This window comes from Luteococcus sp., from assembly GCF_043424415.1.
In the GTDB taxonomy this organism is placed as follows: domain Bacteria; phylum Actinomycetota; class Actinomycetes; order Propionibacteriales; family Propionibacteriaceae; genus Luteococcus.
This window is the reverse complement of record NZ_JBHWOO010000298.1, coordinates 1-11,390: the sequence shown is the minus strand read 5'-3', so window position 1 is coordinate 11,390 and position 11,390 is coordinate 1. Positions and strand designations below refer to the sequence as shown.

Sequence of the window (11,390 nt, the reverse complement as noted above, 5' to 3'; positions counted from 1 at the left end):
CGGTGACCAGCACGCGACGGGCCGTGAAGGGATCGGTCGAGACCACCGTCGCGGTGAACAGGCCGCCAGGGGTGCGGCAGGTCTCCACATTGGCGCGGTAGTTCTGCGCGAAGCTGCGGGCGGTGGCCGGTGAGTCGAAGGAGAGCAGCTGTCCGATGGCCCTGGCCCCCGACGGGTCCTTGTAGTCGGAGGCCAGCACGGCGCCTGGCACCGGCAGCCGCTTGGCCTCGCCACAGGCCTGCAGCTGCAGGTTGGTGGCGGTCTCCTGCGGGTCGAGGGCGTGCACCCAGGTGCCATTGGGTTGGTAGGTGTCCTCGTCGCCCTCCCCGGCCACCGGCCTCCAGCGCAGGATCTGGCTGGGGAAGTCGGCCGCGGAGAGCTCCCCGGCCGTGCTGGGTGCCGGGCTGGTCCGGACGGTGGTGGCCTCGGGGACGGCTGCCGACCCGGTTGGCGCCACCGACGGGCGCGACGGCTGGGCGTTCGCGCTGTTTGGCGACGAGGACGCCGTCGCCGCCGGGATGGTCGTGGCCGCAGAGGTCGTGGTGGCGGGGTCGGAGCAGCCCGCCAGCGCCAGCGCCACTCCGAGCAGCACCCGGCCGGCGACAGTGCGAGGTGAGCGGTTCACGTCAGCGCACCTGGAAGTGCTGCCAGTCGAAGCCCGAGAGCCACGTGAAGTCATTGGCGATGAAGGCCTTGGTCATGGCGGAGTCGCTGAACAGCATCCCGGGACGGCGCTTCGAGCGGTCGACATAGGGCAGCCCGTTCGGGGGAGACCAGACGCCATTGGGCTTGCGGTAGGGGTTCACGTCGACGGCACGACCATAGCTGTGCGGGCTCATCACATAGGGTTGCCGTTCACCTGGCGGCAGAAGAAGGCGTAGTTGTTGTCCGCGGCCACGGAGTTGTCGTCGGTTCGGTAGGGGCTGGGGTCCTTCATCACCCGCATCGGGAAGTGGGAGGTGAAGGCGGCGGTGTAGACATTGCGGAAGCGCTGCACCTCGGTGGTGCGCACGATCATGTGCCCGGCGTGCATGCGGCCGTCGAAGCCGAAGTGGTTCATGCTGATCCGGGTCAGCTGCGAGGGCCCCACGGGGCATCCGGACCGGTAGGTGTGCGGGACCACGGCGGCGGTCACCGGGCCGGTGGTGAAGTCCATCCTGGCCGCCTTGTACTCGTTCGTGCTGGTGGAGAACAAGGCATTGGGATGCTGGCGTAGTTGCTCTCCACCCGCCAGGTGCGCTTGCCGATGAAGCCATGGTCGAAGGACAGCACGGTGCTGAAGGTGCCGTCACGGCCGGTGGTGACGGGGTGGGCGTAGGACCAGCGCGAGGTCCTCTCGCGCGGGAACCAGGCCCAGACCGCCAGGCGCACCGTGCGCCCGGCCATGCCCGTGCTGACCCGTCCGGAGACGGGCGTGCCCTTCATCGACGATGCCGTGAAGCTCGAGGCAGACATCACCACCGCCGGGCGGCGACGCTCTGCGACCAGCCGGTCGAACGAGTCGAGCCATCGGCCATCTGGGCGGTGAGGGTGACCCACCCGGTGTGCAGCACCGGGACCTGCAGGGTGGTGGTTCCGTGCACGCGGTAGGAGCCGAAACCCGCCTGCAGGCCGGTCGGGGCACAGGTACCGACGCAGCGCACGGAGCCGATGGTGATCGAGCGGCCTGCAGCCGCGCTGGCACGGCGCGACGGACCTGCGCGGGTGGCTGCACCGCCCAGCGTCCCGAGTTTCGGCTGTGCCGCCGTCGCCAATGCCAGTGCGGCCATCTGGCGGCGGGGGGACGACTGGGACAGTGGTGCCCCTGGGGGGCGGCGGGAGAGGAATCCCGGATGGCCCGGGGCGGTGCTCAGATCTTGCGGATGAAGACCTCGTCGATCTCGTGGTTGGCACCCTTGCGCAGGATCACGGTGGCACGAGGACGGGTGGGGGCAACATTGGCGCGCAGGTTGGGGCCGTTGATGTCGTCCCAGATCGTGTTGGCGAAGGCGATCGCCTCGTCATCCGACATCGTCGCGTAGCGCTTGAAGAAGCTGCGGGGGTCGCTGAAGGCGGTCTTGCGCAGCTGCAGGAAGCGGCTCAGGTACCAGGAACGGATGTCCTGCTCGGAGGCATCGACGTAGACGCTGAAGTCGAAGAAGTCGCTCACCGCCAGGCCACTGGTGCCGTCCGAGCGCTTGCGGGCCGGCTGCAGCACGTTGAGGCCCTCGACAATGAGGATGTCGGGGCGGTGCACCACGACCTTCTCGTCGGTGACGTCATAGGTCATGTGGGAGTAGACCGGTGCCTCCACCTCGGGCTTGCCGGACTTCACGTCGGTGACGAAGCGGACCAGCGCCCGACGGTCATAGCTCTCCGGGAAGCCTTTGCGGTCGAGGATCCCGCGTGCCTCCAGCTCCGCATTGGGATAGAGGAAACCGTCGGTGGTCACCAGCTCCACGCGCGGCCGGCCGGGGGAGCGCGAGAGCAGCTCCTGCAGCAGACGGGCCGTGGTGGACTTGCCGACGGCCACGCTCCCGGCGATGCCGATCACGAAGGGGGTGCGGCGCACGTCCAGGCCCAGGAAGGCATAGCTGGCGCGGTACAGGTGGCCGGTGTGGCGCATGTGCAGGTGGATCAGCTGCGTCAGGGGGACGTAGACGGCCTCGACCTCGGCACGGTCGGTGGGGTCACCGAGGCCACGCAACCGGTCCAGGGTCGGTTGGTCCAGGTCGATGTCGGTGTGGTCGGCGAGGTCCGCCCATGACTGGCGGTCCAGCTGGACCCAAGGCCCGTCCGGTTCGTCCACATCGGCCTGACGAGTTGTCTCGGAAGCCTTGGTCTTGCTGCTCTCGTGCGTCACGATCGATGTACGCCGCGTCCTGGCCGGCGCCTCCTCCCCGGAAAGACTCACACGTGGGCGCGGCGGGTGTCCATCCCACAGCCCGTGCCCAGCGCGTCATTCGCGTATCGCTCATGAGTTTTGTACGCTTCTTGCCATGTGTGGAATTGTCGGATATATCGGGCCGCGAAGCGCCCAGACCGTTGTCGTCGAGGGGCTGCGTCGCCTCGAGTACCGAGGCTATGACTCTGCCGGGATCGCCGTCGAGTCCAATGGGGTCATCTCCTACCGCAAGAAGTCGGGCAAGATCACCAACCTGGACGACGAGATCCTGGGCAACCCGCTGCCGGAGAGCAACCACGGCATCGGCCACACCCGCTGGGCCACCCACGGCGGACCCACCGACCAGAACGCCCACCCGCACGTGAGCCAGTCCGGCCGCGTCGCGCTGGTGCACAACGGCATCATCGAGAACTTCGCCGAGCTGCGCGCCGAGCTGGAGGCCCAGGGCGTCGACTTCAAGAGCGAGACCGACACCGAGGCCGCCGCCCAGCTGCTCGGCAAGATCATCGACGCCGGCACCCCCATCACCCAGGCCATGCACGATGTCGCCAACCGGCTGCAGGGTGCCTTCACCCTGGTGGCCATCGACGCCCAGAATCCCGACGTGGTCGTCGCCGCGCGTCACGACAGCCCCCTGGTGGTCGGCGTCGGCGAGGGCGAGAACTTCCTCGGCTCCGACGTCGCCGCCTTCCTCGAGTTCACCCGCGAAGCCATCGAGCTCGGCCAGGACCAGGTCGTCGAGATCACCCGCGACAGCGTCACGATCACCAACTTCGACGGCACCGAGGCCACCGCCGTCAAGCCCTACCACATCGACTGGGACATCGCCGCCGCCGAGAAGGGCGGTTACGACTGGTTCATGCGCAAGGAGATCTACGAGCAGCCGCAGGCCGTCGCCGACACCCTGCTGGGCCGCTACGACGCCGACGGCCAGTTGACCCTGGACGAGGTGCGCATCTCGCCCGAGGAGCTGCGCCGCATCAACAAGATCATCATCGTCGCCTGCGGCACCGCCTACCACGCCGGCATGGTGGCCAAGTACGCCATCGAGCACTGGACCCGCATCCCCTGCGAGGTCGACATCGCCAGCGAGTTCCGCTACCGCGACCCGATCATCGACCCCAACACCCTCGTGGTCACCATCAGCCAGTCCGGCGAGACCGCCGACACCCTGATGGCCATCCGCCACGCCCGTGAGCAGCACGCCAAGGTGATCGCCATCTGCAACACCAACGGCGCCACCATCCCGCGCGAGTCCGATGCCGTCATCTACACCCACGCCGGCCCCGAGCGCGGCGTCGCCTCCACCAAGGGCTACCTGACCCAGGTGGTGGCCTGCTACCTGCTGGGCCTCTACCTGGCCCAGGTGCGCGGCATGAAGTATGGCGACGAGATCAAGGCCGTCACCGACGAGCTGGCCACCATGCCCGAGAAGATCCAGGCCATGCTGGACAACGACCAGCAGGTCCTCGACCTGGCCCGCGAGCTGAAGGACGAGCCGGCCTTCCTCTTCCTCGGCCGCCACGTCGGTTACCCCTCGGCCCTCGAGGGTGCGCTGAAGCTCAAGGAGATCGCCTACAAGCACGCCGAGGGCTTCCCCGCAGGCGAGCTGAAGCACGGCTCCATCGCCCTGGTGGAGAAGGACATCCCGATCTTCATCGCCGTCCCGCCGCGCGGCCGCGACCAGCTGCACGACAAGGTCGTCTCCAACATCCAGGAGGTGCGTGCCCGTGGCGCCCGCACCATCGTCCTGGTGGAGGAGGGCGACGACGAGGTGACGCCCTACGCGGACGTCATCATCCGTCACGCCAGGACCTCGACCCTGCTGCAGCCGCTGCTGTCGATCATCCCGCTGCAGCTGTTCGCCTGCGAGCTGGCCACCCAGCTGGGCAATGACGTCGACCAGCCCCGCAACCTGGCCAAGTCCGTCACGGTTGAATGAGCAGGGGCGCCTGCGGCCCCACACAATGAGCAGGTAGCCACCGCCAAGGCCCCCTCGGAGTCCTCCTAGGGGGGCCTTGGCTGTCTGCGGGGGCTATCGTCAAGACGTGACCAGCACGCCCGACCTGCCCGACGCACTGCCCAGCGGCCCCGGATGGGAACTCCACCCCGAGACCCTGCGGGCGCACATCACCGACCTCGACGCCTTCCGCGCCGACCGCGCCGACGACCCCTGCTCGCAGGCCCTCGAAGCCCTGTGGGGTGGCAACCCCGCCCGTGCCGCCGACCTGTTGACCGGGACAGCGCAGGACTTCCGCACTCGCACCCTGCACGCCGACGCGCTGTGCGCCCAGGGCAGGCACGGCGAAGCACTGGCCGCCTTCGGCCAGCTGCTCGCGGAGGTCCGCGACGGCGCCCGCACCACCTTCCTGCGCGAACACCGGGCCAGGACCCTGCTGGCAGCCGGACGCCATCGCGAGGCCGAGGAAGCCTTCCTCGAGGTGCTCGCCGCCCGCACCATGGAAGCCGCCGAGCCAGTGAGCATCGCCGCGGCCGCCCGGGGCGTCGCCCTGGCCCGCCACCGCGCCAGCACCCGGGGCCTGTGAATCGTGGCCATCATCGGAATCGGGGTCGACCTGTGCAGCATCGAACGCTGGCAGCAGGCCTGCGAGCGACGACCCGGCCTGCGTGAACGTGTGCTGTGCCCGGACGAGGCCGCGCTCCCGATCGCCTCCCAGGCTGGCCGGTGGGCCGCCAAGGAGGCACTCGCCAAGGCGCTGGGCGCACCCGCCGGGATGGTCTGGCGCGACTGCGAAGTGCTGCGCGGCGCCGACGGTGCCCCGAGCTTCCGACTCCGTGGCACCGTTCAGGCACGGGCCGACGAGCTCGGCATCACCACGATCCACCTGTCCATCTCCCACGACGGTGGCCTGGCCACCGCATATGTCATCTGTGAGGCACGATGATCCCCGTCCACACCGCCCAGGAGATCCGCGATGCCGAGGAGGCCTTCTTCGCCGCCCGGCCCGAAGTCGACCTGATGCGCCGCGCCGCCCAGGGTGTCTCCCGCAGCGCGCAGGAGATGCTCGGCGACGACGCCCCCGCCAGCTCCCAGTCGGTGCTGGTGGTGGTCGGCGCCGGCAACAATGGCGGCGACGGCCTGTTCGCCGCCGCCGACCTGGCCGCGGCCGACCTGTCGGTCACCGTCTGGCCCGTCACCGAACAGGTGCACGAGGCCGGCATGGCAGCCGCCATCACCGCCGGCTGCACCATCATCGACGCCATCGAGGCCGCCCGGCAGCTGCCACAGACCGCGCTGGTGATCGACGCCGTCTACGGGCTGAGCGGACGGCTGGGGCTGGACCAGGTGCTGGCCACCTTCGCCGCCGAGGTCGAGACACTGCGGGTGCCGGTGCTGGCCGTCGACATCCCCAGCGGCCTGCAGACCGACAGTGCGGTGCTGCCCGAGCACTGCCTGCGGGCCACCCGCACCGTCACCTTCGCCGCCCACAAGCCCTGCCACGTGCTCAAGCCAGCCGCCACCGCCTGCGGCGAGGTCGAGGTCGTCGACATCGGCCTGACCATGCCGCAGCCGACGCTGTGGCAGGCCAGTGAGAGCGACATCGTGCGTCGCTGGCCGCTGCCCGGCCCCACCAGCCACAAGTACAGCCGCGGAGTGGTGGGCATCGACACCGGCTCGGCCCGTTTCCCCGGCGCGGCCCTGCTCGGCACCATCGGCGCCGTCCACGCCGGTGCGGGGATGATCCGTTTCGTCGGCCCGGAGCAGGCCGCGGGCCTGGTGCGCCACCAGCTGCCCTCGGTCACCCACGGCGAGGGGGCGGTGCAGGCCTGGCTGCTCGGTTCCGGCTGGGGCCAGACCGAGGCCAACCGCGATCGTCTGTCCGCCCGCCTCGGCCCCAAGGTGCCGGCGGTCATCGACGCCGACGCCTTGGTGACGCTGCCCGACACCCTGCCGCCGAACTGCCTGCTCACCCCGCATGCGGGGGAGCTCTCCCGGATGCTGAACGTCGACCGCGAGGTGGTCGAGGCGGACCCGCTGACCCACGGGCGGATGGCCGCCGAGCGCTGGAACTCCGTGGTGCTGCTCAAGGGCGCCACCCAGTACGTCATCAAGCCCGAGGGGGTGGTGCTGCTGGCCGTGCCTGGCCCGTACTGGAGCGCCCAGGCAGGTTCCGGGGACGTGCTGGCCGGCATCTGCGCCACCCTGCTGGCCAGCGGACTTCCCGCCTGCGACGCGGCCCTGCTCGGCGCCTCGGTGCAGGCCATGGCCGCCGCCCGTCGCATCGGGCCGTGGCCGCCCGACGTGATCGGACGCGAGGTGGCATCCGTGGTGGGGGAGTTCACCCGCTACTGGTGAGCACTTGGGCGCAGCGACAGGGGCCCCGCCTGCCAGCGGGGCCCCTGTCGTCGTCTCGGCACTGTGCCGGTTGGGCTATCGGGTCGAATTGGTCAGGCGGGGGATGGTCACGCCGGTGCGGATTGCGGTGCGGTAGTGCCCCACCAGCTCCTCGCAGATGTGGGGCCAGGTGCGGTACTCCACCGACTCGCGGGCCTGATTGCCCATGGCGCGACGCTTGAAGTCATCACCCACCAGGTCCAGGACGTGGCCTCGCAGCTGGTCCAGGCGGCCTGGTTCGTAGAGCCAGCCGGTGCGTGAGGGGTCCACCAGGTCGATCGGTCCGCCGCGACGCGGGGCGACCACCGGCAGCCCGGAGGCCTTGGCCTCCTGGATCGTCTGGCCAAAGGTCTCCAGCTCGCCGGTGTGGACGAACAGGTCGAAGGAGGCCAGGCAGCGGGGCAGCTCGTCGCCGGTCTTGAGGCCCAGGAAGATCGCCTCGGGCAGCTTCTCCTCCAGCTCGGGGCGGCTGGGGCCGTCGCCGACGATGACCAGCTTGATGCCGGGGATGTCGGCGATCGCGGTGAGGTCCTGAACCCTCTTCTCGGCGGCCAGGCGCCCCATGTAGCCGACGATCCGCTCGCCCTCGGGCGCCCACTGGCGACGCAGCGACTCGTCACGGCGGCTGGGGTGGAAACGGGCCGAGTCGACGCCGCGGGCCCAGATGCCGACCCGCGGGATGCCCTGTTCCTCCAGCTGGCGTTGGGCATAGGTGGAGGGGGCGAAGTTCAGGGTGGCCAGCGAATGGGCCTGGCGCAGCCGGTACCACAGCACCGGCTCGAGGGCCGGGAAACCGTACTGGGCGGCGTAGGTGGCGATCTCGGTCTGGTAGATGCCCACCGTGGGGATGTTCAACCGGGCCGCGCTCAGCGCCGCCTTGTAGCCGACTGCGAAGGGGGCTGCCAGGTGCACCACGTCGGGGCGGAAGTCGGCCAGCGCCCGCTCGATGACGAAGCGGGGCGCGGTGTTGACCCGCACGTCGCTGTAGCCGGGCAGCCCGACCGAGGCCAGCGGGACGACGGGGAAGCCTGCGTACTCGCGCGGGACGCGCCCGCCGTCATTGGGGGCCAGGACCATGGCCTCGTGACCTGTGGCCTGGAGGTGCTCCAGCATCCGCAGGATGGAATTGGTGACGCCATTGATCTGGGGGAGGAAGGACTCAGCAGCAAAGGCAACTCGCACACCTCGATGGTAACCACGCCCCTCCCGGCTCCTGCCACGCAGAGGGGTTGGGAGCGGTGAAGCCTTGGTGACGATTGGGCACTCGGCGCGTCACACGGTGTTCACCGGGTGCCGGGTGGCTTGTCCGCTCGGCATTGGGCGGCTGCTCGCCGGGGCATCCAGCGGCCCATCCACTGGGCACTTCCGGCACTGGGCACTTCCGACACTGGGCACTTCCGAGGGTGACTGGGCACGTGGTGCGCCACGTGCCCGGTGAGGCGTCGACGTGCCCGGTGAGGCGTCGACGTGCCCTGTGCTCTTCGGCGTGCCCTGTGCTCTTCGGCGTGCCCAGGGGGCTGCTGGGCATCGCGACAGTGGGCACTGGGCCAGCCAGGCCCGGAACCGGCCGTCGTCCGATGCCAAGCTGAGGCCGAGCTGGCAGCGAGATTCGTCACCCCTTGTACATCGCTGGTAGTGTGGACCGCGTTGTGGGAGATTCGTGTCGGGAGTCCACACCGGCACGGTAGTCACCCGCGAGCGAATCAGTTGCAGCTTGGTTGAGGCGACACATTCGCCCCCCCTGCGCCTGATGCCAGATGGCATTGATCGCCATGTTCCGCCGCCATCAATCTGCGTGAGAGATAGTGCATGTTGGTGCGCCGCGGTTCTTAGATGAACCAGCCGTGAAGGCTGCCCCAACGGGCGTCCTGCGCCCAGAGAAGTGAGTACCACCATGCCCCGTCCCACCCCGCACGGCCGCAAGGCTGCCAAGACCCCCGGTTTCAAGCCTGGCAAGAACCGCTGGAGCGACGACAAGCGCGCCGCCATGGGCAAGAATCCCCGCAAGAAGTGGGAGCCCCGCGAGGAGCGCCCCGCCCGTGACGATCGCGGCTACCGCGGCAATGACGACCGCGTCGAGCGCGGCTACCGCTCCGGTGAGGACCGACCCGAGCGCAGCTACCGCAGCGACGCCCCCCGCACCTCCGACTCCCGCGGCCGCAACTTCGAGCGCGTGGAGCGCCCCGCCCAGGGCGGCTTCGGCGGCCGCGCCCCGCGCAGCGTCGACCGCGGCCAGTTCGGCAATGACCGTGGCGAGCGCCGCGACAGCCGCAGCTTCAACCGCGACGAGCGTGGCCCGCGTCGTGACTTCGACGATCGCGGTCCCCGCAAGCCCTTCGATGATCGCGGTCCGCGTCGTGACTTCGACGTTCGTGGCCCGCGCAAGTCCTTCGACGACCGTGGCCCCCGCAAGCCTTTTGAGGATCGCGCTCCGCGCCGTGACTTCGACGACCGTGGTCCGCGCCGTGAATTCGAGGATCGCGCTCCGCGCCGTGAATTCGAGGATCGCGCTCCGCGCAGGGAGTACAAGGCCTCGCGCCCGGTGCACGACGCCCCCCGCCCCAAGTGGGAGCCCCGCGTCGACCGCAAGCCGTGGGAGAAGGGCGAGCGCCCCTCCACCCGCGCACGCTTCGACGACCGCCCCCGCCGCGACGACGTTCCGGCCGACGAGCGCACCTGGCGTGACGAGCGCCGTGATGACCGCGGCGCCCGCCGCCCGGCCTGGGGCCGTGACGAGAATCGTGGCCGCGAGGAGCGCAGCCACGGCCGCGACGACCGTCGCCGCGACTTCCCGCGCGAGGACCGTCCGATGGCCGAGAACCTGGACCAGATGAGCTGGGAGGCGACCGACCTCGGCGAGATCGACGACTCCGGCGTCGACGTGGCCGAGGGCTTCGCCGCCCTGGGCGTGCCGAAGATGCTGGTGGCTGCCCTCGACAAGCAGGGCATCACCGCCCCCTTCCCGATCCAGGCCGCCACCATCCCCGACGCCATCACCGGACGCGACGTGCTCGGCCGTGGCCAGACCGGTTCGGGCAAGACGCTGGGCTTCGGCCTGCCGATGCTGACCCGCCTCTCCCAGGCCGACCCGGCCGGTGGCGCCCCGCGCGCCCTGGTGCTGGTGCCGACCCGCGAGCTGGCCCTGCAGTGCGCCGACGTGCTGGCCCCGCTGGCCAAGACCCTGCGCCTCGACCTCACCCTGATCGCCGGCGGCATGGGCTACGGCCCGCAGCTGCGCGCCTTCGAGCGCGGCGTCGACATCGTCGTGGCCACTCCCGGCCGCCTGATCGACCTGCTCGAGCAGGGTGCCGTCGACCTCTCCCAGGTGATGGTCACCGTCCTCGACGAGGCCGACCACATGGCCGACCTGGGTTTCATGCCCGCCGTCACCACCCTGATGGACTCGGTCCCGGCCGACGGCCAGCGCCTGCTCTTCTCGGCCACCCTCGACCACGCCGTCGACCGCATCGTGAAAAAGTACCTGCACGACCCGGTCACGCATGAGGTCGACTCCGGCCAGGCCTCGGTCACCACCATGGAGCACGTGCTGCTCCAGGTGCTGCCGCACGACAAGAACGGCGTCACCGCCGCCGTCGCCAATCGTGAGGGCCGCTCGGTGCTGTTCTGCCGCACCCAGATGGGCACCAACCGCGTCGCCGAGCAGCTGCGCCAGGCCGGCGTGATGGCCGGTGCGCTGCACGGTGGCCTCACCCAGGGTGCGCGCACCCGCATCCTGGCCGCCTTCAAGGACGGCACCGTCCCGGTCCTGGTGGCCACCGACGTCGCCGCCCGCGGCATCCACGTCGACGACGTCACCCTGGTGCTCGAGATCGACCCGCCGATGAGCTCCAAGGACTACCTGCACCGTGCGGGCCGCACCGCGCGCGCCGGCCAGAAGGGCGTCGTCGCCTCCATCGTGCTGCCGCACCAGCGCAAGTCGATGGCTCGCCTCACCGGCCAGGCCGGCGTCAAGGTGCAGCCCGTGCAGGTGCGCCCCGGTGATGATCTGCTCTCCGAGCTGACCGGCGCCCGCACGCCCGACAGTGCCCCCATCGAGGAGGCCGAGTACGAGCGCCTGATCGCCCCCCGCCGACAGGCCAAGGGGCCGCGCCAGGGCGGCGGTGGCCGTGGTGGCTACCGCGGCACATT

12 protein-coding genes are annotated in these 11,390 nt (G+C 70.3%); 5 read left to right on the top strand and 7 right to left on the bottom strand.

Annotation, left to right across the window (positions count from 1 at the left end):
- The 6 genes from ACHFFZ_RS16785 to coaA all read right to left on the bottom strand — a co-directional run.
- Window positions 1-625, bottom strand: a 625-nt coding sequence (locus tag ACHFFZ_RS16785; protein WP_394277735.1) for a hypothetical protein, incomplete at its 3' end; no start/stop codon positions are given.
- Window position 626: 1 nt separating this feature from the next.
- On the bottom strand, window positions 627-839 hold the full coding sequence (locus ACHFFZ_RS16780) for a M15 family metallopeptidase (RefSeq protein WP_394277734.1): 213 nt from the start codon (window positions 837-839) through the stop codon (window positions 627-629).
- Window positions 839-1,156 carry a hypothetical protein gene (locus tag ACHFFZ_RS16775; protein WP_394277733.1) on the bottom strand — a complete coding sequence of 106 codons (318 nt, stop codon included), beginning with the start codon at window positions 1,154-1,156 and terminating at the stop codon, window positions 839-841. The genes ACHFFZ_RS16780 and ACHFFZ_RS16775 overlap by 1 nt, the downstream gene beginning before the upstream one ends.
- Window positions 1,132-1,425, bottom strand: coding sequence for a hypothetical protein (locus tag ACHFFZ_RS16770; protein WP_394277732.1), 294 nt, complete (start codon window positions 1,423-1,425; stop codon window positions 1,132-1,134). Before ACHFFZ_RS16770 ends, ACHFFZ_RS16775 begins: the two co-directional genes overlap by 25 nt.
- Window positions 1,426-1,454: 29 nt before the next feature.
- On the bottom strand, window positions 1,455-1,769 hold the full coding sequence (locus ACHFFZ_RS16765) for a hypothetical protein (RefSeq protein ID WP_394277731.1): 315 nt from the start codon (window positions 1,767-1,769) through the stop codon (window positions 1,455-1,457).
- A gap of 80 nt (window positions 1,770-1,849) precedes the next feature.
- Window positions 1,850-2,845: a type I pantothenate kinase gene (coaA, locus tag ACHFFZ_RS16760; protein WP_394277736.1), complete on the bottom strand. Its 996-nt coding sequence runs from the start codon at window positions 2,843-2,845 to the stop codon at window positions 1,850-1,852.
- Window positions 2,846-2,978: 133 nt separating this feature from the next.
- Here coaA and glmS point away from each other — a divergent pair, with 133 nt between their 5' ends.
- The 4 genes from glmS to ACHFFZ_RS16740 all read left to right on the top strand — a co-directional run bounded on the left by glmS (window position 2,979) and on the right by ACHFFZ_RS16740 (window position 7,202).
- Window positions 2,979-4,826 (top strand): glutamine--fructose-6-phosphate transaminase (isomerizing), encoded by a 1,848-nt coding sequence (gene glmS / locus ACHFFZ_RS16755; RefSeq protein WP_394277730.1) that lies wholly within the window; start codon window positions 2,979-2,981, stop codon window positions 4,824-4,826.
- A 106-nt stretch (window positions 4,827-4,932) separates the two neighbouring features.
- Entirely contained in the window at window positions 4,933-5,430 is a 498-nt protein-coding gene (locus ACHFFZ_RS16750; protein WP_394277729.1) for a hypothetical protein, read from the top strand.
- A 3-nt stretch (window positions 5,431-5,433) separates the two neighbouring features.
- Window positions 5,434-5,790 (top strand): holo-ACP synthase, encoded by a 357-nt coding sequence (locus ACHFFZ_RS16745; protein WP_394277728.1) that lies wholly within the window; start codon window positions 5,434-5,436, stop codon window positions 5,788-5,790.
- Entirely contained in the window at window positions 5,787-7,202 is a 1,416-nt protein-coding gene (locus tag ACHFFZ_RS16740) for an NAD(P)H-hydrate epimerase (RefSeq protein WP_394277727.1), read from the top strand. The genes ACHFFZ_RS16745 and ACHFFZ_RS16740 overlap by 4 nt, the downstream gene beginning before the upstream one ends.
- Before the next feature lie 75 nt (window positions 7,203-7,277).
- On the opposite strand, the gene ACHFFZ_RS16735 is transcribed toward ACHFFZ_RS16740, so the two are convergent.
- Window positions 7,278-8,423 (bottom strand): glycosyltransferase family 4 protein, encoded by a 1,146-nt coding sequence (locus ACHFFZ_RS16735; RefSeq protein WP_394277726.1) that lies wholly within the window; start codon window positions 8,421-8,423, stop codon window positions 7,278-7,280.
- Window positions 8,424-9,135: 712 nt separating this feature from the next.
- Here ACHFFZ_RS16735 and ACHFFZ_RS16730 point away from each other — a divergent pair.
- A partial coding sequence (locus ACHFFZ_RS16730; RefSeq protein WP_394277725.1) for a DEAD/DEAH box helicase occupies window positions 9,136-11,390 on the top strand: 2,255 nt, incomplete at its 3' end.

What these genes read in the sequence shown, in the direction of transcription:
- ACHFFZ_RS16780 (WP_394277734.1), bottom strand. Translation starts at nt 839, where the DNA reads ATGAGCCCGCACAGCTATGGTCGTGCCGTCGACGTGAACCCCTACCGC.
- ACHFFZ_RS16775 (WP_394277733.1), bottom strand. Translation starts at nt 1,156, where the DNA reads ATGGACTTCACCACCGGCCCGGTGACCGCCGCCGTGGTCCCGCACACC.
- ACHFFZ_RS16770 (WP_394277732.1), bottom strand. Translation starts at nt 1,425, where the DNA reads ATGAAGGGCACGCCCGTCTCCGGACGGGTCAGCACGGGCATGGCCGGG.
- ACHFFZ_RS16765 (WP_394277731.1), bottom strand. Translation starts at nt 1,769, where the DNA reads ATGGCCGCACTGGCATTGGCGACGGCGGCACAGCCGAAACTCGGGACG.
- glmS (WP_394277730.1), top strand. Translation starts at nt 2,979, where the DNA reads ATGTGTGGAATTGTCGGATATATCGGGCCGCGAAGCGCCCAGACCGTT.
- ACHFFZ_RS16740 (WP_394277727.1), top strand. Translation starts at nt 5,787, where the DNA reads ATGATCCCCGTCCACACCGCCCAGGAGATCCGCGATGCCGAGGAGGCC.